The sequence below is a fragment of the Acinetobacter sp. V110_1 genome (assembly GCF_031798975.1).
GTDB lineage: Bacteria > Pseudomonadota > Gammaproteobacteria > Pseudomonadales > Moraxellaceae > Acinetobacter > Acinetobacter nosocomialis_A.
The window spans coordinates 453,014-476,628 of the sequence record NZ_JAVQNN010000030.1 but is presented as its reverse complement, the minus strand read 5'-3'; the positions used below and the strand labels follow the sequence as shown (position 1 = coordinate 476,628).

The 23,615-nt window shown below is 36.7% G+C and carries 22 protein-coding genes; 14 read left to right on the top strand and 8 right to left on the bottom strand.

The window, feature by feature from the left end; genetic code table 11:
• The first annotated feature begins 238 nt into the window (after window positions 1–238).
• Genes RMA95_RS13160 through RMA95_RS13125 form a run of 8 tightly spaced genes read left to right on the top strand, consistent with a single transcriptional unit; the run spans window position 239 to window position 7,450 of the window.
• Window positions 239–982, top strand: a complete 744-nt coding sequence (locus RMA95_RS13160) for a GntR family transcriptional regulator (RefSeq protein WP_000080816.1) — start codon at window positions 239–241, stop codon at window positions 980–982.
• A 28-nt stretch (window positions 983–1,010) separates the two neighbouring features.
• Window positions 1,011–2,744 carry a fumarate reductase/succinate dehydrogenase flavoprotein subunit gene (locus RMA95_RS13155; protein ID WP_311071168.1) on the top strand — a complete coding sequence of 578 codons (1,734 nt, stop codon included), beginning with the start codon at window positions 1,011–1,013 and terminating at the stop codon, window positions 2,742–2,744.
• 20 nt (window positions 2,745–2,764) lie between these two features.
• The gene (locus tag RMA95_RS13150) at window positions 2,765–3,010 is read left to right on the top strand and encodes a ferredoxin family protein (protein WP_000864074.1); all 246 of its coding nucleotides are present in this window, start codon (window positions 2,765–2,767) and stop codon (window positions 3,008–3,010) included.
• A gap of 19 nt (window positions 3,011–3,029) precedes the next feature.
• A complete protein-coding gene (locus tag RMA95_RS13145; RefSeq protein ID WP_311071166.1) occupies window positions 3,030–4,460 on the top strand; it encodes an ABC transporter substrate-binding protein in 1,431 nt (476 codons plus the stop codon).
• A gap of 34 nt (window positions 4,461–4,494) precedes the next feature.
• Window positions 4,495–5,349 carry an ABC transporter permease gene (locus RMA95_RS13140; RefSeq protein WP_311071164.1) on the top strand — a complete coding sequence of 285 codons (855 nt, stop codon included), beginning with the start codon at window positions 4,495–4,497 and terminating at the stop codon, window positions 5,347–5,349.
• 1 nt (window position 5,350) lies between these two features.
• Window positions 5,351–6,190 carry an ABC transporter ATP-binding protein gene (locus RMA95_RS13135; protein ID WP_311071162.1) on the top strand — a complete coding sequence of 280 codons (840 nt, stop codon included), beginning with the start codon at window positions 5,351–5,353 and terminating at the stop codon, window positions 6,188–6,190.
• On the top strand, window positions 6,187–7,185 hold the full coding sequence (locus tag RMA95_RS13130) for a HEAT repeat domain-containing protein (RefSeq protein ID WP_311071160.1): 999 nt from the start codon (window positions 6,187–6,189) through the stop codon (window positions 7,183–7,185). Before RMA95_RS13135 ends, RMA95_RS13130 begins: the two co-directional genes overlap by 4 nt.
• Window positions 7,169–7,450, top strand: a complete 282-nt coding sequence (locus RMA95_RS13125) for a gamma-butyrobetaine hydroxylase-like domain-containing protein (protein ID WP_311071158.1) — start codon at window positions 7,169–7,171, stop codon at window positions 7,448–7,450. Before RMA95_RS13130 ends, RMA95_RS13125 begins: the two co-directional genes overlap by 17 nt.
• A gap of 39 nt (window positions 7,451–7,489) precedes the next feature.
• Here RMA95_RS13125 and RMA95_RS13120 read toward each other — a convergent pair whose 3' ends face one another.
• Window positions 7,490–8,776, bottom strand: coding sequence for an MFS transporter (locus RMA95_RS13120; protein ID WP_017481182.1), 1,287 nt, complete (start codon window positions 8,774–8,776; stop codon window positions 7,490–7,492).
• Between the two features lie 515 nt (window positions 8,777–9,291).
• Between RMA95_RS13120 and RMA95_RS13115 the strand changes: the two genes are divergently transcribed.
• Window positions 9,292–11,496: a TonB-dependent siderophore receptor gene (locus RMA95_RS13115; protein ID WP_311071156.1), complete on the top strand. Its 2,205-nt coding sequence runs from the start codon at window positions 9,292–9,294 to the stop codon at window positions 11,494–11,496.
• A gap of 55 nt (window positions 11,497–11,551) precedes the next feature.
• On the opposite strand, the gene RMA95_RS13110 is transcribed toward RMA95_RS13115, so the two are convergent.
• Window positions 11,552–12,970 carry an aspartate ammonia-lyase gene (locus RMA95_RS13110; RefSeq protein WP_311071154.1) on the bottom strand — a complete coding sequence of 473 codons (1,419 nt, stop codon included), beginning with the start codon at window positions 12,968–12,970 and terminating at the stop codon, window positions 11,552–11,554.
• A 415-nt stretch (window positions 12,971–13,385) separates the two neighbouring features.
• Here RMA95_RS13110 and RMA95_RS13105 point away from each other — a divergent pair, with 415 nt between their 5' ends.
• From RMA95_RS13105 to RMA95_RS13090, 4 genes are all read left to right on the top strand, one after another.
• Window positions 13,386–13,571, top strand: coding sequence for a hypothetical protein (locus RMA95_RS13105; protein ID WP_263613685.1), 186 nt, complete (start codon window positions 13,386–13,388; stop codon window positions 13,569–13,571).
• A 90-nt stretch (window positions 13,572–13,661) separates the two neighbouring features.
• On the top strand, window positions 13,662–13,883 hold the full coding sequence (locus RMA95_RS13100; RefSeq protein ID WP_000668585.1) for a hypothetical protein: 222 nt from the start codon (window positions 13,662–13,664) through the stop codon (window positions 13,881–13,883).
• A 775-nt stretch (window positions 13,884–14,658) separates the two neighbouring features.
• Window positions 14,659–15,555 (top strand): LysR substrate-binding domain-containing protein, encoded by an 897-nt coding sequence (locus RMA95_RS13095; protein WP_019459097.1) that lies wholly within the window; start codon window positions 14,659–14,661, stop codon window positions 15,553–15,555.
• Between the two features lie 237 nt (window positions 15,556–15,792).
• Window positions 15,793–16,689: a LysR family transcriptional regulator gene (locus RMA95_RS13090; protein WP_004887299.1), complete on the top strand. Its 897-nt coding sequence runs from the start codon at window positions 15,793–15,795 to the stop codon at window positions 16,687–16,689.
• Window positions 16,690–16,750: 61 nt separating this feature from the next.
• Here RMA95_RS13090 and RMA95_RS13085 read toward each other — a convergent pair whose 3' ends face one another.
• From RMA95_RS13085 to RMA95_RS13060, 6 genes are all read right to left on the bottom strand, one after another.
• Complete coding sequence (locus RMA95_RS13085) at window positions 16,751–17,923, bottom strand: thiolase family protein (protein WP_311071151.1); 1,173 nt, start codon at window positions 17,921–17,923, stop codon at window positions 16,751–16,753.
• Window positions 17,924–17,988: 65 nt separating this feature from the next.
• Window positions 17,989–19,398, bottom strand: a complete 1,410-nt coding sequence (locus RMA95_RS13080; RefSeq protein ID WP_311071149.1) for a TIGR00366 family protein — start codon at window positions 19,396–19,398, stop codon at window positions 17,989–17,991.
• A gap of 113 nt (window positions 19,399–19,511) precedes the next feature.
• On the bottom strand, window positions 19,512–20,153 hold the full coding sequence (locus tag RMA95_RS13075) for a 3-oxoacid CoA-transferase subunit B (protein WP_014206696.1): 642 nt from the start codon (window positions 20,151–20,153) through the stop codon (window positions 19,512–19,514).
• A gap of 1 nt (window position 20,154) precedes the next feature.
• Entirely contained in the window at window positions 20,155–20,859 is a 705-nt protein-coding gene (locus RMA95_RS13070; protein ID WP_311071148.1) for a CoA transferase subunit A, read from the bottom strand.
• A 244-nt stretch (window positions 20,860–21,103) separates the two neighbouring features.
• Complete coding sequence (locus RMA95_RS13065) at window positions 21,104–21,985, bottom strand: LysR family transcriptional regulator (protein WP_263613689.1); 882 nt, start codon at window positions 21,983–21,985, stop codon at window positions 21,104–21,106.
• A gap of 147 nt (window positions 21,986–22,132) precedes the next feature.
• Window positions 22,133–22,519 (bottom strand): hypothetical protein, encoded by a 387-nt coding sequence (locus RMA95_RS13060; protein ID WP_311071147.1) that lies wholly within the window; start codon window positions 22,517–22,519, stop codon window positions 22,133–22,135.
• Between the two features lie 187 nt (window positions 22,520–22,706).
• Between RMA95_RS13060 and RMA95_RS13055 the strand changes: the two genes are divergently transcribed.
• Window positions 22,707–23,534 (top strand): RsiV family protein, encoded by an 828-nt coding sequence (locus RMA95_RS13055; RefSeq protein ID WP_311071146.1) that lies wholly within the window; start codon window positions 22,707–22,709, stop codon window positions 23,532–23,534.
• The last annotated feature ends 81 nt before the right edge of the window (window positions 23,535–23,615 follow it).

Here is a 23,615-nt window from a genome sequence, read left to right as displayed (position 1 = left end):
ATCCCCTAAAAAATAATATTAATTTTTACGTTTATGGCATAACGGAGTATGTTTTATAGCATAACAAACACAAATGTATTTTTTATGATAAAAATTCAACTTTTATAGATAACTATTTATTAATTTATTGATATTAAATGAAATTATTTTTTTAACTAAAGTTATCGCTTTAAATTATTTCCAAAGCTGAAACATTTTAAACATTATTTGCTCAAGTTGTTATAACAGGTTGTGAGCCGTGAGCCAGCTACCCCAAGATCCCAAAAATCATAAGCCTCTTTACGATCAGTTAAGGGAACTCATCCTTAACAAAATTGTAAATGGTGAATATGCCGTGTTGAGTCAAATTCCATCTGAAAACGAATTTGCTGAACAGTTTGGTGTAAGCCGAATCACAGTTCGCCAAGCACTCAACCAATTACAGTTGGAAGGTTATATTTTTAAGGTGCCAGGTAAAGGGACCTTTGTAAGTAAGCCAAAAACATTCCAGAACATTTCAAGTTTGCAAGGTTTTGCAGAAGCAATGTCATCTGCTGGTCACGAAATTTTAAACCGTGTCATCTCGGCCGAGCTTAAGCAGATCCCAATGCACGTTGTACCCAAATTAAAGTTACCTGTTAAAGCTAATGTGTATGAAATTCAACGTGTCCGTTTACTCAACCGTCAGCCTGTGTCTTATGAGTTGACTTATTTGCCAGAACATATTGGTTTGAAGCTTAAAGAAAAAGCGATTGATTTACGTACAACCGATATTTTCAAGGCATTAGAACAAGAGTGTGACATCCCTTTGGGACATGCGGATTTAAGCATTGATGCCACGGTGGCGGATGAAGAATTGGCGGCTTTGCTGCAAGTCGAAATCGGAACTCCTGTATTACGGGTTGAACGTTTAACTCATGACGCAAATGGCCAGCCGATTGACTATGAATATCTCTATTTCTCAGGCGATACCTTCCAGTACCGTTTACGTATTCATCGTTAATAGCTCAAATAAAAATAAGGAATATTCAATGGAAACTAAATATCTTGAGTTCGATATTGTGGTGATTGGTGGTGGAACTGCTGGACCAATGGCTGCGATTAAAGCAAAACAAGAAAACCCGAATTTAAAAGTCTTGCTCATTGAAAAAGCGAATGTAAAACGCAGTGGGGCGATTTCAATGGGAATGGACGGGCTGAATAATGCTGTCATTCCGGGCTACGCAACACCTGAGCAATACACCAAAGAAATTACCATTGCTAATGATGGGGTAGTTAACCAAACCACTGTATATGCATATGCAAAGCATAGTTTCAAAACCATTCAACAGCTCGATCAATGGGGTATTAAGTTTGAAAAAGATGAGACTGGTGAATTTGCAGTAAAAAAAGTACATCACATGGGGGCATATGTTTTACCAATGCCCGAAGGTCATGACGTTAAAAAAGTTTTATATCGTCAATTAAAGCGTGCTCAAGTCAAAATTAATAATCGGATTGTCACCACAAAGCTTTTAAAAAATGAGCAAGGTGCAATCAATGGTGTACTTGGTTTTGACTGTCGTAGTGGTGACTTTTATGTCATTAAAACGAAAGCTGCCATTTTATGTTGTGGTGCGGCAGGACGTTTAGGTTTGCCAGCTTCAGGCTACTTGATGGGCACTTATGAAAACCCAACCAATGCAGGTGACGGCTATGCAATGGCATACCATGCAGGTGCTGAGCTTGCTAACTTAGAATGCTTCCAGATTAATCCTCTAATTAAAGACTATAACGGTCCGGCTTGTGCCTATGTGACGGGTCCTTTAGGAGGTTATACGGCCAATAGTAAAGGTGAACGTTTCATTGAATGTGACTACTGGAGTGGTCAAATGATGTGGGAGTTTTACCAAGAACTGGAAAGTGGTAATGGTCCTGTTTATTTAAAAGTAGATCATCTGGCCGAAGAAACCATTCAAACCATCGAAGAAATCTTGCATACCAATGAGCGCCCAAGCCGTGGACGTTTTCATGAGGGCCGAGGAACCAATTACCGTCAAGATATGGTGGAAATGCATATTTCAGAAATTGGTTTTTGTAGTGGACACAGTGCTTCTGGCGTATGGGTCAATGAAAAAGCTGAGACTTCGGTTAAGGGATTATATAGCGCTGGCGATATGGCGGCTGTACCTCATAACTATATGCTTGGTGCATTTACCTACGGGTGGTTTGCAGGTGTAAATGCCGCCCAATACGTGAATGTAGTTGAAGATAGTGAATTAAACCAAAGCGAAATAGAAGCAGAAAAAGCTCGAATATTTGCGCCACTGAATTGCTCAGAAGGTTTACCTCCAGAGCAAGTGGAATATAAGCTGCGCCGTTTTGTAAATGACTATTTGCAGCCCCCTAAAACTCGCCAAAAAATGGAAATTGGGCTCAAGCGTTTTGAAGAAATCAAACAAGATATTAAGCGAATTTCTGCAAGAAACCCACATGAGCTGATGCGTGCTGCTGAAGTTTCTTTTATTCGAGACTGTGCTGAAATGGCAGCCAGAGCCTCACTGTTTAGAGAAGAAAGCCGCTGGGGACTGTACCACTATAGAGCAGATTTCCCTCAAAAAAATAACTCGGATTGGTTCTTTCACGCGCATTTGAAAAAAGATGAACACGGCAACATGGTCAGTTTCAAAAAGCCAATCGAGCCTTATGTGGTTCCGATTAATCAAGATGAAGCTGTGTCGTATGACCGTTTACGCATTCAAAAAGATGTTGCTCTAGCAGACTAAATAAATCAGGAATTCAAATCATGGCTTTTATTTTTAAAGAAGTACAGCACCGTACTGTGGCACCCGTCATTATCGATGAAGATAAATGTATTGCTGATAAAGGATGCACTGTCTGTGTAGATGTTTGTCCAATGGACTTATTAGCAATCGATCCAACAACCCAAAAAGCTTATATGCAATTTGATGAATGTTGGTATTGCATGCCTTGTGAAAAAGACTGCCCAACAGATGCAGTCAAAGTAAATATCCCATACCTACTCAAATAATTAATTTGGAATACTCAACATGAGAAAAAATAAATTGATCAATAAAAAACTATTACTCAGTAGCTTAATTGGTGCGATTGTACTTGGCACTTTGGGGTGCAGTAGTAAAACAGAAACTGTTCGTGTAGCGATTGGCACACAAGACACGACTATTAACTGCGCAACAGGTGGGTTGCTCATTCGTGAATTGAATTTATTACCAAAATATTTGCCTAAAGATGGTAAATACAAACACGTTAAATATGACATTCAATGGAAAAACTTTACCTCTGGTGCACCACTTACCAGTGAGATGGTGGCTGGGCGTTTAGATTTGGGAGCAATGGCCGACTTTCCTGCGGTTAATAATTTAGCGGCATTTAAAAAGGCTGGAAAAGAAAGCATATTTTTAGCGCCATTGTCAGGCAGTGTTAATGGTAGCGGTAATGCGATTGTTGTTCCAATTGACTCAAAAGTGACCTCACTGAAAGAACTAAAAGGACAAACCATTTCCGTACCTTTTGCCTCAACTGCTCATGGACTGTTGCTACGAGCGATTCAAGCTGAAGGCTGGCAACTTGATAAAGATATTAAAGTGATTGCTCAGGCGCCAGAGGTGGCAGGGCCTGCGTTAAAAAGTCATAAGATTGCTGCGCATGCTGACTTCGTACCATTTGGAGAGTTATTTGCTTACCAAGGTTTTGCTAAAAAAATCTATGATGGTTCACAAGCAAAATCACCCACATTTCATGGTTCGCTTGCGAGCAAGAATTATGCACAGCAGCATCCAGAAGTCATAAAAGCTTATTTACAGGCAACTATTGAAGCGAATCGTCTGATTCGAGAACAACCTGAAAAATATAGTGAACTTATTGCTGAAAAAACAGGTATTCCTGCCGAAGTGGTCTATCTGTTTCATGGTCCACTAGGTCTGCAAACTCGTGACTTAACTTGGAAACCTGAATATCGAAAAGCGACTCAAACTGCGATAGACACATTAAAAGTTTTAGGCAAAAACGACGGTACGCTTGATGTAAATAAATTTATTGATGATCAATATATTAAGGATGCATTTCAGGCATCTGGACTTAATTACAGCCAGCAATTGGTTGACTATGCAAAATCACCTTTAGTTGCCAATGACGCTTTAACGGGACAACCCATCAAGACATTTGATCGGGTGACTCAAATTTGGGTAAAGAGTGAAGAAAAAGTGCGTAGCTATGAAACGCCTGAGCATGCTTTTTCTGATTTAAAGAAAATACAAGCCGCAGGAAAAACGGTGCGTGTGGTTTATAGCCAAGATCATCAGTCCGACATTAAGTTACTTGCCAATCTGGCATGGTATGCCACAGATAAAGCAGGACAAATTCAGGCCTTTTTATTAAAAGATGATGCTGAAAAATGGGCTAAACAACAAGGCGGAAAAGTATATGACTTTAAAGCTATTCAGCTTGTAACACAGAGCTGATGTGTTGTCTTACCTAATGAGCAGGAGATGACGAATGAGTAGTTTAGTCCAAACAAAAGCTAAAAACCAAAGTACATTTTTGGTTAAATTTTTCCAACAATTGAGGTTATATCCGGCGCATTTAAAGAACTATGCCATTGCTTTTACATCTATAGCTTTTTGGATAGTCATTTGGCAAGGACTTGCTCAGTTTAAAATAAATTTAGGTATTGTGAACTTTAGCAATGTCCCGACACTATTAGATGTCATTCATGCGCTATGGGCTTTCTTTCAACTCAGCACTGCATTTGAACATGTTGAATCGAGTGTGTTTCGAGTAGTGGTTGGTTTTGTGCTCGCGGCTTTAATTGGTGTAGGTATTGGTTTGTTGGCAGGACGTTATCAAAAACTTGCTGCATTTCTAATGCCACCATTAGAAGTATTACGTCCAATTCCAGCAGTTGCATGGATTCCTTTAGCGATTCTGATTTTTCCCTCCTCAGAAGCTTCTATGATTTTTATCACTTTTATCGGGGCTTTATTTCCAATTTTATTAAACACTGTACATGGCGTTGGTGCAGTTGACCCAAGACTCGTTGCGTCAGCGAAAAGCTTAGGTGCTTCTGATCTCGCCATCATTCATGAAGTCATTATTCCGGGTGCATTACCGAATATTATTACTGGTTTATCTATTGGAATGGGTACTTGTTGGTTCTGTTTAGTGACTGCGGAAATGATTTCGGGTCAACACGGAATTGGATACTTCACATGGGAATCTTTCACCTTGCAAAACTATAGCAATATTGTGGTTGGCATGGTGCTCATAGGAGCATTGGGTATGTTTAGCAGTACATTGGTACGTGTGATTGGAAACCGATTTACCCCATGGTATCAACTGAGGAAATCATAAAATGTCAATTACACAAGGCCATGTGCGTATTCAAAATCTATCGCTACATTTAGGGCAAGCTAAAAATCGTTTTCAGGCACTAGATCGGGTTAATTTCGAAATACAACCGGGCGAGTTCATATGTCTACTTGGCCCGTCGGGTTGCGGTAAATCTACATTATTAGGTGCTTTGGCAGGACACTTACCGATTAGTTCAGGGACTTTAACGGTCGATAATGAATCTATACTTGAACCACATCCAGACAGAGGTTTGGTGTTCCAGCAACATACTTTATTTCCATGGAAAAGCGTGCTTGAAAATATTGCCTTTGGTTTAAAAATGAAAGGCATCTCCAAAAAAAAGCGTATTGAACAAGCTCAGAAAATGATTGATCTGGTCGGGCTTAAAGGTTTTGAGCATAAATTTCCAGCTGAACTTTCTGGTGGCATGCAGCAACGGGTTGAAATTGCGAGAGTACTGATTAATCAACCTCGCATTTTATTAATGGATGAGCCTTTTGGTGCGTTAGATGCGCAAACTCGTTTAAAAATGCAAATGCTATTACTCGAAATTTGGCAAGAAATCCAAACGTCGGTTTTATTTATTACCCACGATATTGATGAGGCACTTTTTTTAGCTGACCGAGTGTTGATTATGAGCCATAGACCAGGGCGAATTATTGAAGAAATTCCGCTTAAGTTTGAACGTCCAAGAGACGTTGAGCTTGTAACAAGTAGTGAATTTACAGCCATTAAAAAACATTGCATCCAGACTTTAAAAGAAGCTACTCAACAAGAAGAGTTAAGCCGTTTAAATCCATTAGGGCTTGGAAAGAAATCACAAATTAAGGAATACGAATGAGTTTTTATTATCAAGCTTTAGATGACCTCGATGAATATAATCAGGAATTTCTTGCGCAGCTCAATCATGCAGATGAAAAGATACGCTTTGTCGCTTTAATGAATATTGGTGATGAAGAAAATCCGGATTTACTTCCGTGGTTGCATGCAGCACTACAACACGACTCTTCAGCTTTAGTTCGTGAAGAAGCGGCAAAAAACTTAGAAAGCTGGGAAGACCCAACCAGTTTGCAAGTATTGGCGCAAGCCTTATTTGATGTTGATCTGAATGTTAGACAAGCTGCCAGCCAAAGTTTAAGTGAAGTCAAAAATCCGGCATCGGCCCAGATACTGGCACCGTATTTAAAGCATACGGATACTTTTGCTCTTGGTGCAATTCTGCGTGCTTTAAAAACTTTACGACCACAGCAATTATTTGAAGAGATATCTGCTTTGGTACACCACGAAGATGCATTTGTACGCCGTGAGGCAGTCAGTGCATTAAGTTGGTTACAACAAGACCAAGCAATTACGATATTGGCAAAAATTGCCGAAACAGATACAGATGATGAAGTCCGCCGTATTGCAACAGGTGGTTTAGCTTATGGTCAGAGTATATCTGCAGAGGTAATCCAAGCACTTCAACATTCTTTAACTTCGGAAAGTTGGCAACTAAGAGTTGAAGCTGCACTTACGATTGGAAAATTACATATCGTTCAGCTTGAAACTCCCTTAATTCATGCTTTATCTGACTTATATTGGCAAGTACGTATTGCTGCAGTTCGAAGCTTAGGATTACTCAAGTCGCGTCTGGCAGTAGCTCATTTGACTGATAACTTTAAACATGAAATTAGTAACTTGCGTAAAGAAGTCGCTTTAGCACTCGGTGAAATTGGCACATCAGAAGCTCAGAATCTATTAGAACAACATCAAAATGACTCCGACCCAGAAGTACGAAAAGCGATTCGTATTGGATTAAATCAAATTGGTGAGGTGAAGTATGCAAATCAGACCTGATATCCGTGTCGACACTATAAATAAGCAGGTTCACTTTATATGGACCGATGGTTTAAATGTATCTTTGAGCCATCAAAATTTAAGGGAAATTTGCCCATGTGGCTTTTGCCGAGCGAAGCGGATTAAGCAAATTAAAATAGAACACCAAAATGTTGAAGTAACCGCTATGTTTGATCAAGGTTATGGTGCCCAAATTTGCTTTAGTGATGGGCATGATAAAGGGATTTTCCCGTGGGTTTTTTTAAAAGAATTTGCTAAAAGCTAAAAAATGCCTTCTGCTTGGGACAGAAGGCATCTTATTTAATTAATGATCATGTTCTAAATAATCTGGTTTTTTCGGAAGCGCAAGGCTACACAAGAAACAGATAATCAGCATGACAATGACATATATAAAGAAAGTATTTTCAATTCCGGCAGCTTTAAACTGTAAGGCAACCGAAGGCGCAGAACCACCAAACAGCGCATTACCTACTGCATAAGAGAAACCTACACCTAAAGCTCGCACGTGAGGTGGGAACATTTCAGCTTTTACCAAACCACTAATGGAAGTATAGAAGCTGAGTAACATCATCATAAAGATGAGTAGCAATGTAATGATGATCGGAGAATCTATATAGGCACGCATCCCGATCACCATGACGGGATAAATAAAAATGGCGGACAATAAGCTAAATGCCAACATTGAAGAGCGTCGTCCAATACGGTCCGAAATTGCACCAAATACAGGTTGAGCACACATATAGACAAATAGGGCGAAGGTCATGATATAACCAACGGTTTTTCCATCCATCCCTAAGTTGGTTAAATAGGTCTTTGAATAAACAGTCTCTACATAAAACGTTAATGAACCGGCAGAGGTGTATCCGACCACCAATAAAAAGGTTTTCCAGTGTTTCTTAAAGAGTTCTCTTAAGCTACCAGACTCTTTACGTTCGCTGTCTTGATGAGAAAGCGTTTCTTCTAAACGACTACGAGCAAGTAAAGATAAAATTGCCGCGATACCACCAATCACAAACGGAATACGCCAACCGCCGTCATGTAATTGTTGCTCACTTAAGAACGTTAATAAAATTACACCAAGTAAGCTTGCGAGTAACTGACCACCAGAGAGGGTGACATATTGGAAAGACGAGTAAAAACCACGTTGGCCTTTTAAACCCAATTCACTCATATATGTTGCTACTGCACCATATTCACCACCAACCGATAAGCCTTGAAGTAAGCGCACTACCAGTAAAAGAAAAGGGGCAAATAAGCCAACTTGGTCATAAGTAGGTAGGGCTGCAAATAGAAAAGAACTCAAAGCCATCAGACAAATTGAGATGACCATCGACTTTTTTCGACCATGCCGGTCTGCAATTCGTCCAAATACCCAACTACCAATAGGACGCATAAAAAAGCTTGCAGCGAATACGCCCCAAACATAGATAGATTTAGTCGTACTATCCATATCAGGTGCTGTTAATGCTTGAGTAAAGTAGGCAGCAAATACTGCATAGATATAAAAGTCGAACCATTCAACTAAATTACCAGAGGCTGCGCCTACAATCCCACGTATTCTGCTACGTTTTTCTTCCTGAGTGTATGTCATATTTCTTCCATCATTTTGCAGACAAAAATGAGGAATTTTTAGATATGCTAGATAGAAAATAGAATGAAACTTTAAATATCACTCAATCCTGAGCACTTCCTTAAATTCCTAACCATTCATTTTTTCTAATTTTAAAATTCGTTTCTAGTAAGATTACGTCCTTTTGTTCGATTTAAAGATAATTTTACCAATGATCGAACACTTCCTTTCATTTAACTTAATAATTAATTCTATTTAAAATCAGTGAGCTAATTTACAACGGTACTTTTCTATTTTATTTCTCCTTTTAAGTTTCATTTCGAGCTTAAGTTTATTTTGAATATTTGGTAATACTTAAAAAGTTATAGCGTCAATTCCTAATAAAATAAATGAAATTTATATAATGATAAGTTCATAAAATTTGTATCAAATACACTTAATCGAAAAAGTACAGAATGTATTGTTTCTCAATATATGTGGCTGTATTCTTGCGTGGCTGAAAATAGGGTAGACAACCATTTTTAGCCCTATAAATTATGCTCGCTATGGCAGGTAACTATTCAATGGAAAGACGTTCGTTAAATCTTCACTTCATGACATGCTCTAAAACAGCATTAGCTTCATCTATTGCACTCATAACATCTGTCGTCTATGCAAATGAAGCGGAGGTTTCACAGCTCCCAACCATTACAGTGAACGCTACACAAAATAATGATGCACTATATACGTCTAAAAAAGTTAATTTATCTGGTTTTCAAACTGGTGATGTAAAGAAAGTCCCTGCATCTATTACCACCATTACCTCTGAGTGCATAGCAGACCAACACGCAAAAACACTGACCGATGTGATTAAAAATGATTCATCGTTAGGCGATGGCTACGCTGCTATTGGCTACTATCCAAACTTTGTAGCACGTGGTTTTGCCCTCGACTTAGGTTCAAGTTATCTCATTAATGGCCATAGTATACGTGGTGAGCAAAATATTGCTTTAGAAAATAAAGAGCAAGTTGAAATCTTAAAAGGTATTTCTGCGATTCAAAGTGGAATGTCGACGCCCGGTGGTGTGGTTAACTATGTAACCAAAAGACCTGCCGATATTAAAACAATTACAGTCGATGCAAATTCAGAAGGTGGCTATACACTGGCAACAGATGTAGGCGGCTTTTTAAATGATAATTTTGGCTATCGAATAAATTTAGCGCATGAAAGTATCCACCCAAATGTTGATCACGCAAATGGTAAGCGTGAGTTTGGTTCAGTAGCTTTAGACTGGAAAATTAATGAGCGTTCTAAATTATTGTTTGATATTGAAGCTCAGCATCAAAGTCAACGTTCAGTACCCGGTTATCAACTGCTTGATGGGCAAGAAGTACCAACAAATGTAGATCAAGACCGTTTATTGGGTTATCAGTCGTGGAGTAAACCGGTTGTAAATAACAGTGTAAATGCGAGTTTGAAATATCAATATGCATTTAACGATCAATGGAATGGTAGCTTAAGTGCGTCTCAAAGCCGTGTTGTGATTGATGATAATAGTGCTTTCCCATGGGGATGTTATAGCAGCATTTGTGAAGTTACCGGCTTGGGCAATACTTTTGATAAACACGGTAATTATGATATTTACGATTTTCGTAGTCCAGATGACACACGCATTACTAACCAGTTTGCAGCTGGGTTAAATGGTGAATTCAACACTGGTAACATTCAGCATCAAGTAGCTTTCGAATTACAACGTACTTATAAAACCTTAAAGCACCATACACCTCTGAATGTAGCGGTAGGAACAGGCAATATCTATGAAGATACGGTCGACTACAGTCCATCATCAGAAAGTCCAGGAGATCGTTACAAAGCTCTAGAGAGTGATCAGACTGCATTTACTGTATCTGACCGAGTTCAATTTAACGATCAGTGGTCAACTTTATTGGGTGGGAAACTTATTCATCTTGATGAGCAAGCTTATAATTCAAATGGGCAGCAAAGCCGTGATACGGATTTAAACAAGTTCTTGCCACAATTAGCGCTCATGTATAGCCCAACTACTACAACTAATCTGTATGCTTCATATGCTAAAGGTTTATCAGATGGTGGTGAAGCACCATGGTTTGCTAATAATGCTCTAGAAGTTTTATCACCTAAAAATTCTGAACAATATGAACTTGGTGTTAAGCAACAAATACGCAACTTCTTATTAACAGCAGCTATTTTTGATTTAAAACAAGACAATCAATACAGCAAGATTAATATTGATAGTCCTCCAGATTTTATTGAGCAAGGTGAACAACACAATCAAGGTATTGAATTAGGTTTAACAGGCGCCTTAACAGATACACTCGATGTAAGTTCAGGTGTTACCTATGCCAAATCTCGTCTTGTTGATATTGATAATGACAGCTACAAAGGCCATCAAACTCAAAATGTACCGAAAGTACGCGCAACTGCACAGTTATCTTATAAAGTACCTTCCGTTGAAGGGTTAAGATTACTCAGTGGTATGCAATACAGTAGCAGTAAATATGCAAACAAAGAGGGTACTGCAAAAGTATGTGGCTATAGCGTCTTTAATATTGGTGCTGCGTATAAAACAAATTTTGCTGGGCATGACACGACCTTTAGATTCAATATTGATAACTTATTTAATAAGACATATTGGCGTGATGTAGGGGCATTTATGGGGGATGACTATTTATTCTTAGGTAATCCACGTACAGCCCAGTTCTCTACAACTTTCAGTTTTTAAAATATAGAACAAATAAAAAAGGAGCTTATAAAAGCTCCTTTTTTATTTTCAGGAATTAAGCCGACATTTTTGGTTTAACCATATTATTAATCGACAAGATATCATCAAGCACTTGTGCTGATAATAAGCCTTCGTTCTGAACGAGTGCTAATACACTTTGTCCAGTTTCGTTTGCAGTTTTAGCAATACGAGTTGTAGTTTCATAACCTAGGTATGGGTTAAGTGCAGTCACAATACCAATTGAGTTTTCAACTAAAGCCTTACAATGTTCAGGGTTCGCCGTAATCGTATCAATACATTTACTTTGGAACATCGCCATTGCTTTACCGAGCAAGTCCATCGATTCAAATAGTTTGAATGCAATAAGTGGTTCCATTGCATTTAACTGTAATTGGCCCGCTTCAGCAGCTAAAGTTACAGCCAAATCATTTGCAATAATTTGGAAGCAAGCAAGGTTCATCGCTTCAGGAATAACTGGGTTTACTTTACCAGGCATAATCGAACTACCCGGTTGACGAGCTTCTAAGTTAATTTCATTAATGCCAGTACGTGGACCACTTGAAAGTAAACGCAAGTCATTGGCAATTTTTGAAAGTTTAGTTGCAGTACGCTTTAATAAACCAGATAAAAGAACAAAGTCACCCATATCTGAAGTTGCTTCGATTAGATCAGGAGCAGACTTAATTTTCTTACCAGAGATTTTTCCAAGTGCTTGAATCGCAAGTTCACGGTAACTATATTCAGTGGTAATTCCTGTACCAATCGCCGTACCACCAAGGTTCATATAAGCTAAAACATTTGGGATAAGCGTATTAATTTGCTCAAGGTCTTTTTGCAGAGTTACCGCAAAAGCACCAAACTCTTGACCTAATGTCATAGGCACAGCATCTTGTAACTGAGTACGGCCCATTTTTAAAATGTGCGCAAACTCTTGAGACTTGTTCAAGAAGCTAAGAATCAAATTGTTAAATGGAAGGTTTAACTCATCTAGGCTAAGTAACAAACCTAAGCGAATCGCAGTAGGGTACACGTCATTTGTTGACTGCGACATATTAATGTCGTTATTTGGATGCAAGTATTGATATTGACCTTTATAATGGCCCATATATTCCAAAGCAACGTTTGCTAATACTTCATTTGCATTCATATTAGTTGAAGTACCAGCACCGCCTTGCATCATGTCAATTGGGAACTGGTCATGGAAATTACCACGAATAAGCTGATTACAGCTGTATTCAATCGCATCAAATTTAGTTTGATCTAAGCTTTTAAGATTATAATTTGCTTCAGCACAAGCTAGTTTAACCATAGCTAATGCTTTAATTAAATTAGGGAAATTTCCAACTTTGCTATTTGTTAAGTTGAAATTTTCTAAAGCACGTAATGTTTGAACTCCGTAATAATGGTCATTGTTGATTTCTCGATGACCAATAAGATCCTTCTCAATACGGGTAGTAATATCAGCGTTCATCATTAAACTTCGAATTAGTTAAGATGATTCATCTTAGAATTCGAAATGCTTCACTTCTAATGCATTTATTAAAGCAATTATGCATTTTTTGCATAATAAGAATTGAGCTCTACTAAAATGAATAGGGAATAGTTGAGAATTTCTAGAAAATAAAATTTTAATAAAATTAAATATATTCAATAATTTATATTGTTTTTTTTAATGAAAGATAAGTCGCTAAAGATCAGAAAAATTAAAAATTCTGCAGCGAGCTAAACAATGATTTCTATATACAAAGGCCATTAAATTATTTGAATTTTCATGTGAATATTAATTTTAATAAATAAATAATGAGCTATGTTTAATAAATTTTAATAAAATTGTGATGCATTTCACATAAAAATACATATAATACAGAAAATTTTGATTTATTAAGTTTATGTTAAAAGTAACTGCTGCTTTATTAATATTGGGAAGTTTTGCTTGCTATCTCCTGTTGGGAAATGAAGAAAAAACTGAGACCAAAAGTTCACACATGCTTAAAGAAGCTCAGCAATCGATTAAGAATGCTGAACTATCTATTCAAAAAGCAAAACGAAATATTCCCACTGCATCGTATCAATAACTGAGGCAATAAAGATTATTGTTTATTAAATAATCTTTTGACTGAAATTTTATTAAGATGTAAGCGCTGTAAAGAGACAAATGCATGAGAATGAAGTTTATTGCATATGACCCTAACTCTGGTGAAAAACTAAGCTTGAAAGAGCATATTCATCACATGGATAAATACACAACTTATGTTTTTTTTAGTGATGAAAAAGACAACATGGTATTTAACCCGCAGAAAAAACAAATATTTGAAATCAGTCAATATACTTCAAACATGATGGTTGAAATTTCAAGAAAGTTATACTACTTAATTGGTGAATATTAGTTCATCTTTTATAGATCAGCACGAATATAAGTCATCGTTCTTAGTGATGATTTAATGCACTATGTGTCCGTCTATAGATACTTTAGTATAATAGTCGGAATTATCTTTTTATCTTATACTCTTCTTAAATATTGTATGAAATACAATTAATTATTATTACTGCTTAAATCCTGAAATGAGGTAAGGTAATCATTTACTCATCAATTATTACCTTACCGATCTATTGCAAGATTAAATAATAATTCTCTTGTTTTTGTGATTAGGCAGAGTAGACGAGATATAAAATTAGATTTTTTAATACTTTTTATAGTGGAATAGTATATTAATTTAAGAGTCTAAAAAATTTAATCAATAACCTAGGGATTGGTTATTGAAACAGTTCACAGTCCGCATTCTTCCCCAAGGTGCGGACTTTTTTTATCCATGAAATGATTAAATAAAGACCTATACTTATTTCTAAAACTTATCTTATTCAAATACTTTATTTATTTTTATGATGATTTTTTATGTATTGATTTCAAATATTTTTTTAGTTGAGTCGAACTTATGTTCATCTCTTAACGTGTTAAAACAAAACCTATTATTTTCTTATTTTCTTTTCTATGTCAGAATTATTAAATACTTCATTTTCATAGTTTGGCTTTGTCCATTCTCTTCTCGCATTTTTGCAGGTACTCCCTATGTTTTACCATTTTTATTCATCACTAGATTTATTCATGCTATTACCCAAAAATATCAATTAATAAAATTATAAATCTAAAAGGGAATAGATAAGATGAATTTAGAAGTGCGTTGGGTAGAGGATCTCCTCACATTAGAACGTGAACGTTCAATCTCAAAAGCAGCAGAGAAAAGATTTATTAGTCAGTCTGCATTTACTCGAAGAATTCAGCAAATTGAAGAAATGATTGGCGCGGAAGTCATCATTAGAAACAACAAGAACAATATCGAATTTACCGACATTGGACGAATTTTGTTGGTAATGTCTAAAAACATTGAGAAGCAGGTAGAGGAGACCGCAAAACTCATTAAAAATATTAAAAATGAAACTGAATCTACCATTCGTTTTTGTGTTGTTCATTCATTAGCTTCTGGTTTTTTAACAACTTTTTTAAAGAAATTTCCTACTCTTATTCGTGATTTAAAAATTGAAATTGTCGCAACGAATAGTGGAGAGGGTCTGTCTTTGTTAAAAGAAGGTGCCTGTGATTTCATGATTTGCTATGCAGATAAAAGCAATATTAGAAAAGTTGGAGATGATATTTTAAGTGGTATTAAAATTGCTGAAACAGTTATTGTTCCTGTTTCTGCTACAGAACCTGACCATAGCCCTAAACATACAATACAAAGTAATTTTGCTTTGCTTGCCTATAGCAAACATGCTTATTTAAGAAAACTGGTAGACCAACTGATAGAAGGTAAACTTGTTTATAAAACTTTATATGAAACGGACAATGCGACTAACTTAAAAGAACTGGTTTTACAGGGTTTAGGAGTTGCATGGATTCCGAAAATTAATGTTGAAGAAGACCTTGCAGCTGGAAAATTAGTCATTTTAGATCAGCAAGAATATTGCCTTGCGCAAGATATTTATATCTTTAAAAATAATTTGAGCGATAATAAATCGGTACAACAAATATGGAATGGTTTTAAAGCCCAGCAAGAACAATAACGCATACTCATTCGAAAGATGAAGTACACGATATTTATATATAAATTAATCAAATAAGTAGATTATGCTTAGGTCTTCATGATGAAAGGGATGATAAAGCATTGCCCCTCATCTAAGTTCTTTGCTAATTTAGAGTAAATTTCAATAAGTCAAAACTAGGGTATAGGAATCTTTCTATCATTTATACCTGCTTTTGAACCTATTTCACTGGATTATTGAGTCCAAGCGGAGACAATTTTGTTTGATCTAGACAGTAGATTATTAAATATTTTTTATCATATTTATCGGTTCAAAAGTGTTTCAATGGCTGCAGATGCCATTGGTTTAACACAGCCGAGTGTAAGTAACGGTCTAAACAAAATTCGCCAACATTTTAATGATCCTTTGTTTATTCGAGTTGGAAATGAAATGATTCCGACCGAACTTGCAAAGCAGATTTTCCCTCTGATTAGTGAAGTTATTGATAAAGTTGAAAGTATTAATAACTTTAATGTGAACTTTGATCCGCTAACGTCAGATCAGCTGTTTACCATTGCAATGACTGATGTATCACATTTGGTTTTATTGCCTCAGTTAACCAACTATTTAAAAGAAAAAGCCCCTCTTATTCGTTTAAATATTAGACCGATTACGCCAGAAACCAGCTATCAAATGGCAAATGGTGAAATTGATTTAGCGATAGGTTTCTTGCCACAATTAGAAGAAGGTTTTTATCAGCAGAAGTTTTTCCGTCAACACTATGTCGTAATTAGCTCAAAAAGCCATCCGCGTTTAGACCCGAATAACTTTACTTTAGAAGATTATATGCGTGAATATCATATCGATATTGATGCAGGTATTGGGCATTATCACATTAAAAATGAGTTGCAAAATAAAGGGTTGGATCGAAACATTTTGATTCGATTACCAAGTTATCTAGGGGTAGGTTTAGTTGTTCAGGAAACAGATGCAATTGCCACTGTTCCATATTATTTAAGCCAAGTTTTATTGGTCAGAGAGAATTTACAGATTTTACCTGCACCGCTTGATTTTCCAACTTATGACGTTAAGCAACATTGGCATATGTCTTGCCACCATAAGAGTAGTCATAAATGGTTCCGTCAAACTTGTTATGAGCTATTTAAAACAGCTTAAGAATTTTATTTATAAAAAAGAAGATGCAAGGAAAGTCCTTACATCTTCTTTTATTTTTTAATTAGATTTCAATTGCAACAGCAGTTGCTTCACCGCCACCAATACATAGGGCTGCAACACCTTTCTTTTTACCTAAGCGTTTTAATGCATAAATGAGAGAAAGGATAATTCTTGAACCTGTAGCGCCAATTGGATGACCTAATGCACAAGCGCCACCATTTACGTTAACTTTTGCTTCATCAATGCCGAGTTCGTGAATTGGTGCCATTGCCACCATTGCAAAAGCTTCATTAATTTCCCAAGCATCTACTTCATCAACTGACCAGCCAGCACGCTCAAGCACTTTTTGAATCGCACTAATTGGAGCAATTGTAAATTCGCTTGGATGTTGTGAGTGAGTAGAAGTTGCAACAATTTTCGCCAAAGTATTTAAACCATGAGACTGTGCATATTCTTCAGTAGTAAGTACTAATGCAGCAGCACCATCAGAAATTGAACTTGAGTTTGCAGCTGTAATTGTACCGTCCTTACTAAAAGCTGGGCGCAATGTTGGGATCTTATCAAGATTTGCTTTTAATGGTTGCTCATCTTGATCAACAACTTCCACACCTTTACGTGTTTTTACTTCAACAGGAACAATCTCTTCTTTGAAGTAACCTTCTGTAATGGCAGTTTGCGCTTTTTTAAGTGAAGAAATCGCAAAGTTATCCATTTGCTCACGGGTAAAGCCTTTGGTGTTTGCCATGTCTTGAGCAAAAGAACCCATTAAACGGCCTGTTTCAGCATCTTCAAGGCCATCTAAAAACATGTGGTCCTTAATTTCGCCGTGGCCCATACGGTAACCACCGCGAGCTTTCGGCAAAATATAAGGTGCATTGGTCATAGATTCCATGCCGCCAGCCACAATAATATTGGCACTGCCTGCTTTTAAGGTATCCGATGCCATTAATACAGCTTTCATCGCAGAGCCGCAAAGCTTGTTTATGGTCACAGCTCCGACATGATCAGGTACACCAGCTTTACGCATAGCTTGGCGAGCAGGGCCTTGACCAATACCAGCACTCAATACACAACCGAAAATAACTTCATCTACTTGTTCAGGTTTAACACCTGCACGTTGGATCGATTCACGGATGACAGCAGCGCCAAGATCTGGAGCGGTTAGAGAAGATAAACTACCCTGAAAACCACCCATTGCCGTACGGCTACCTGAAACTATAACTATTGAACTCATCTTAATATCTCTTATTGGTGTTTTTGCTAAATTTGCCTTTAGCCTAAACCAAAGGCGCCACTAAATTAAAAAGTTGGAGGGGTGTAACTGAGCGTTCTACCAAAGAACCACAGCAAGAATAAAACTAATGGAAAATGCACAACGAGCTGAGTGACTGTAAACCCAATCACATCTTTTGCTTTTAGTTTTAAAATGCCTAACATTGGAAGCATAAAAAATGGATTGATTAAGTTTGGTAAAGCTTCGGCTGCATTATAAATTTGTACAGACCAGCCCAAATGAACCTTTAAATCATTTGCTGCTTGCATAACATATGGGGCTTCAATAATCCATTTTCCACCACCTGACGGTACAAAGAATCCAAGTACAGCAGAGTAAACTCCCATCACAATCGCAAAGGTTTCTTTTGATGCGATTGAAACAAAAAACTCGGCAACATAATGAGACAGCGATAAATCCTGACTGTTTAAAGCTTGCGTCATAATAAATGCAATACTTCCATACAGAGGGAACTGAATTAAGATTCCTGATACGGCTGGAACTGCCTTTGCAACAGCATTTAAGAAGTTTCGAGGCGTGCCATGCAACGCTAGACCAAGCATTAAAAAAACAAAGTTGTATGTGTTTAAACTTGAAATAGCAATGATTGGATTGCTTTTTGAAAATTCAAAAAACATCCAGATTAAGCCTAATGCCACTACAATGATCGTTAAAATAGGCGAGTTTTCTAACCAATCGCCCGGACGATTAGTTTTCTCCTCATGTGGCTTGTCTTCTTCAAACTGCACATCAAAACTATCAATCGTTTTAACATTATTGCCTTTTGGAGCTGAAAAATATGCAATTGCGATTGAAACAATCACTAAAATAATGGTCATCGCAATTGATTGCCAAAGAAAAATCGTTTCGGTAAATGGAATAACACCAGTTAGGTTGTAAATTGATTCAGGTAAGCTACTTTTATTAGCTTGAAGCTGTGCTGCCGAAGAGCTGATTCCAAGAGCCCAAGTTGCACCCATACCAATGATTGCTGCCGCAGCCGCTGCGCGGTAATCCATATTCAGCTCTTTACGTTTTGCTAATGCAATCACTAAAAGAGCTGTAAGGATTGTGCTAACAGCCCAATTGACCAGTGAAATTAACAAACTAACAGTTGCAACCAAAACAATAGCACCACGTCCAGAATTTGGAATACGTGCCATTTTTTGGATGAGGTATTTTACGGGCTTAGAAACAGAAACGACATAACCTACAATAATGAGCATAGTCATTTGCAGGGTAAAGGGAATAAGACTCCAGAAACCATTCCCAAAAGAAGTCGCGACATCGTGAATTGGCGCACCAATACTTAAAGCGGCAACTGACACAATAATGACGCCGAGTAATGCAAAAATATATGAATCAGGAAACCATTTTTCAGACCAGTCACTAATCCGAAGAGCAAATCTTTCAAAAATTCCTTGCTGTTTTTCCATAGCTGAAAAATCCTTCTCGTTCTTATTTATAAACAGCACATCCGGTGCTTAAAAGGGTTAAGACTCAAACTCACTTACTAACTTGAGTCTTGCAGCTAAATAAATCTTAGAATTTACGCGACTAAGGTTTTATAAAACTCGACACCTGTAGCAGCTTGAATCTGTTCAAGCGTGACATCTTTAGCAAGTTCAATCAGCTCTACGCCTTGTGGGGTAATATCCATTACACCTAAATCAGTAATGACTCGATGAACCACGCCTTTACCTGTCAAAGGTAAACTACAGTTTTTCACAATTTTTGGCGTACCATCTTTTGCACAGTGTTCCATAAGCACCACAACTTTTTGGACACCAACAACCAAGTCCATTGCGCCGCCCATACCTTTGACTTTCTTACCTGGAATCATCCAGTTGGCTAAGTCTCCATTTTCAGAAACCTCCATTGCACCTAAAATTGCAATGTTGACATGACCACCACGGATCATGGCAAAAGATTCAGAGCTTGAGAAAAAAGCAGCGCCAGGGCGAGCAGTGACTGTTTGTTTACCAGCATTAATTAAATCAGCATCTACAGTTTCTTCAGTTGGAAACTCGCCAATACCTAATAAACCGTTTTCAGATTGAAGCCAAACATTAATATTTTCAGGAATATAGTTGGCAACTAGAGTCGGTAAGCCAATACCTAAATTGACATAAAAACCGTCTTCAAGTTCTTTTGCAGCACGTTGTGCCATTTCATTGCGTGACCAAGCCATTTTATACTGCCTCCGTGCTTAAAGTTTTATGCTCAATACGTTTCTCTGGAGATGCATTAAGCACAATGCGGTTTACATAAATACCCGGCAAATGGATTTCATCCGGATCCAATTCACCAATTTCAACAACCTGTTCAACTTCTGCGATAGTAATTTTTCCAGCCATCGCACATTCAGGGTTAAAATTTTGAGCAGTTTTACGGAATACTAAATTACCTGCTTTGTCAGCTTTATATGCTTTAACAAGAGCCACATCTGCTGTTAACGATTCTTCTAAAATGTAGTTTTTGCCATGAAAGGTACGTTCTTCTTTACCTTCCGCAATGAGTGTACCCACGCCAGTTTGAGTATAAAATGCAGGAATCCCAGCACCGCCAGCACGTAACTTTTCAGCTAAAGTACCTTGTGGCGTAAGTTCTACATCAAGTTCGCCATTTAAATATTGGCGCTCAAACTCTTTGTTTTCACCTACATAAGAAGAAATCATTTTTTTGATTTGTTTAGTTTGAAGCAGAATGCCTAAACCAAAATCATCTACACCTGCATTATTTGAAATACAAGTTAGACCAGTTACACCGCTTTGCTTAACTGCAACAATTAGTTTTTCAGGAATTCCGCATAAACCAAAACCGCCTACAGCGAGTGTTTGATTGTCTGCAATAACATCTTTCAGTGCTGCCTCTGCATTGGTATAAACTTTATTCATTCTGTTGTTTTCCTATATCCCTTAGTGATTTAGTTTTAGCATCACATTTTGCGTTATAGAAGTTAATTTTTTTAAAGGATTAATAAGTATAATCAATGAATAGTATCAAATTCTCAACAAAACAATAGTTTTGCACTGACCAAAAATGTTGAAAAAATTATCATAATCTACTGAAAATTATAACAATTAATAAATTTATCTTAAATGTATGCTTAACTCATCCTAAAATACAGTATTTAATTTTTTAAAATTTATATTGAACCAAAGCCTCAATAAATTGAGTCGAAATATTTGAAATCTCGAAGTTCTTCTTATAAACAATTCCCACAGTCTTATGAATAGATTCATCCTTTAACTCAATCAACACGTTATGTTCTTTATCAATGTGTTTTGCAAAGTGTCTAGGTATTGCACTTACCCCTATACCGTAAGCCACAAAACTTGAGAGTGATGAAATTTGATGACATTCAACTTTTAAATCGAGCGTTATGTTATTTCGCAAACAGTTTTGCTCAACTAAATAACGAACAATTGAAGGTTTCTGCAAGGTCACGAATGGGTTTGAACAAAGCTCATGCCATGTAATAGAAGATGATTGAGCAAGTGGATGAGTCTTTGGCAATAGAGCTAAGAAATCTTCTTCAAATAGGGGCTTAAATTCTAAGCCTTCTGTGAGATCTGGTTCAAAACAAATACCAAGCTCAAAAATACCATCCTGTACTTTTTCTATAATGGTCTCATTTGGAATATCGTGAATTGAAAAATTAAGATTGGGGTGAAGTGCTAAAAACTGGTGAATGACTTCAGGCAAAATTGCATGAGTCACAAAGGGCATAGATGCAATACTTAAGGTTCCACGGTTGAGCTTAAAACGTTGTTTAACATCATTTTCCATCTCATCCCAATTGGCGAGTAACTTTTTCGCATAGGGAATAAGAGATTTACCTTCCTGTGTAAGCTCAACACGGCGTGTATTACGGTTAAAGAGTTTTCCGCCTAACTCTTCTTCTAAACTTTTGATGGTGAGGCTTAAAGCAGATTGGCTTAGATGTAGCTCTAAAGAAGCATTGGCATAGTTGAGAGTACGTGCAAGAGCTAAAAAAGCTTTTAATTGTTTAAGCGTCATTTCTTACCTTTAGATTACTCAACTTACCTTGAAGGGTAATTTATACGAAAATTTGCTTAATATGATGTTTTTTGACAAAAAATTAAGAAAAAGAATGATCAAATTCTTACTTAATATAGAACAAGCAATAGCTATTAAAAATACTAGCTACTTTAGTAAGTCGTTCCAGCAAAATTCATCCTTATTATTTGCAAAATATATGAACATGCCAATTAGATGAAAAAATAAATAACCCATCCAAATTTTTTGAGGGGCAACTTTCAAACCCTCTAATAATATAGTTATAGAATAGATAGTGATCATAAACGTGAAAAAGATAATATAGGTCGTACTTACTATAAATTTATGTTTTGGTGCTAATTGAGCAATTTTATATCCAATCAAAATTTGCATCCCCCAATTTATAATGAGTGTAATTATAGTCAAAAGTAATTTTGGTGCATTTAAGCTTTCTAAGGAAACCTGTTCGATTAGGAAAATAGTTTGCCACAGTACAAACATACCAAGAGGATACAAGACAAATTTAAGCCACATAGTTTTTCATTTTCTTATAAATATTTATCTGGGTATTCTATTGAATTATAAAAATAAAATAAATACTACTGTGCAAAAAATATATCTACATGCAAAGTCGCCCTTATTTCAATTAAAATATTTGTGAAGTTTAAATTCTTTAGAACTTAATTTAAAAGATAAATGAAATTGTGCAAAGGTAAAATTGATGAATAAAAATGTTCTTGGCTTAGTATTGATACCATTTATATTGAGTGGTTGCGTCAAAAAAGCAGAAGAGAAAACTACAGAGAAAATAGAAAAAACACCAACTACAAAGGTGAAAGAACCGCCTCCAAAAGAAGAGAATGTTATTCCTGCCATGATAGCGCGCAATTTTGTTGTGAAGTTTGAACAGCCCAAAATTTGTGGGCCTAATCCAGATGTAGAGGGGATTGTATGTACTTCTAAAGAAGCTATTGCACTTAAAAGTAATATTAATTGGATTGATGAAATAATTGATAAAGAAATCCGAAAGGATTATGCAGATGCTTTTACCCCTCCATCAGAAAAGCAAAAGCAATTAAATCAAACCCAAGCTGAAGGTCTTAATAATTGGTCAGAAAGTGTAGCTTATCGTTTTAATGGACAGTTTGGTCAATATGTACAACTTTCGAAAGTTAGCTCGGAATATTCTGGCGGAGCGCATGGCATATCCACTTTTGAAGATTATGTTTTTGACTTAAAAAGTAAAAAACGGATTGGATTAAAAGATATTGTAGTCACTGGAAAAATGAATGCACTTAAAGACGAATTATGGAAACAATACGAATATTGGTGTCAAGAAAAAGATATGGAACCCTATATTAGTAAAGAAGACTTTAAAGTAAGTGAAAATTTCTATATTAACCAATCAGGCGGGATTACATTTGATTTTCAGCTTTACGAATTAGCTCCATATGTCTTAGGTCCTGTGAGTTTAGAGTTACATGATACAGACCAACTGATAAAACCTGAGTTTTTACCACCAAGGCCTGCTTTAAAAACTGAAGTGTAGAGATTTATAATAGTTTGTAAATTGATTAAACCACCTTCGGGTGGTTTTTTAATGCATGAAATGTTAAATTTCATCTCTTAA

What these genes read in the sequence shown, in the direction of transcription:
- RMA95_RS13155 (WP_311071168.1), top strand. Translation starts at nt 1,011, where the DNA reads ATGGAAACTAAATATCTTGAGTTCGATATTGTGGTGATTGGTGGTGGA.
- RMA95_RS13150 (WP_000864074.1), top strand. Translation starts at nt 2,765, where the DNA reads ATGGCTTTTATTTTTAAAGAAGTACAGCACCGTACTGTGGCACCCGTC.
- RMA95_RS13145 (WP_311071166.1), top strand. Translation starts at nt 3,030, where the DNA reads ATGAGAAAAAATAAATTGATCAATAAAAAACTATTACTCAGTAGCTTA.
- RMA95_RS13140 (WP_311071164.1), top strand. Translation starts at nt 4,495, where the DNA reads ATGAGTAGTTTAGTCCAAACAAAAGCTAAAAACCAAAGTACATTTTTG.
- RMA95_RS13135 (WP_311071162.1), top strand. Translation starts at nt 5,351, where the DNA reads ATGTCAATTACACAAGGCCATGTGCGTATTCAAAATCTATCGCTACAT.
- RMA95_RS13130 (WP_311071160.1), top strand. Translation starts at nt 6,187, where the DNA reads ATGAGTTTTTATTATCAAGCTTTAGATGACCTCGATGAATATAATCAG.
- RMA95_RS13125 (WP_311071158.1), top strand. Translation starts at nt 7,169, where the DNA reads ATGCAAATCAGACCTGATATCCGTGTCGACACTATAAATAAGCAGGTT.
- RMA95_RS13120 (WP_017481182.1), bottom strand. Translation starts at nt 8,776, where the DNA reads ATGACATACACTCAGGAAGAAAAACGTAGCAGAATACGTGGGATTGTA.
- RMA95_RS13115 (WP_311071156.1), top strand. Translation starts at nt 9,292, where the DNA reads ATGCTCGCTATGGCAGGTAACTATTCAATGGAAAGACGTTCGTTAAAT.
- RMA95_RS13110 (WP_311071154.1), bottom strand. Translation starts at nt 12,970, where the DNA reads ATGATGAACGCTGATATTACTACCCGTATTGAGAAGGATCTTATTGGT.
- RMA95_RS13105 (WP_263613685.1), top strand. Translation starts at nt 13,386, where the DNA reads ATGTTAAAAGTAACTGCTGCTTTATTAATATTGGGAAGTTTTGCTTGC.
- RMA95_RS13100 (WP_000668585.1), top strand. Translation starts at nt 13,662, where the DNA reads ATGAAGTTTATTGCATATGACCCTAACTCTGGTGAAAAACTAAGCTTG.
- RMA95_RS13095 (WP_019459097.1), top strand. Translation starts at nt 14,659, where the DNA reads ATGAATTTAGAAGTGCGTTGGGTAGAGGATCTCCTCACATTAGAACGT.
- RMA95_RS13085 (WP_311071151.1), bottom strand. Translation starts at nt 17,923, where the DNA reads ATGAGTTCAATAGTTATAGTTTCAGGTAGCCGTACGGCAATGGGTGGT.
- RMA95_RS13080 (WP_311071149.1), bottom strand. Translation starts at nt 19,398, where the DNA reads ATGGAAAAACAGCAAGGAATTTTTGAAAGATTTGCTCTTCGGATTAGT.
- RMA95_RS13075 (WP_014206696.1), bottom strand. Translation starts at nt 20,153, where the DNA reads ATGGCTTGGTCACGCAATGAAATGGCACAACGTGCTGCAAAAGAACTT.
- RMA95_RS13070 (WP_311071148.1), bottom strand. Translation starts at nt 20,859, where the DNA reads ATGAATAAAGTTTATACCAATGCAGAGGCAGCACTGAAAGATGTTATT.
- RMA95_RS13065 (WP_263613689.1), bottom strand. Translation starts at nt 21,985, where the DNA reads ATGACGCTTAAACAATTAAAAGCTTTTTTAGCTCTTGCACGTACTCTC.
- RMA95_RS13060 (WP_311071147.1), bottom strand. Translation starts at nt 22,519, where the DNA reads ATGTGGCTTAAATTTGTCTTGTATCCTCTTGGTATGTTTGTACTGTGG.
- RMA95_RS13055 (WP_311071146.1), top strand. Translation starts at nt 22,707, where the DNA reads ATGAATAAAAATGTTCTTGGCTTAGTATTGATACCATTTATATTGAGT.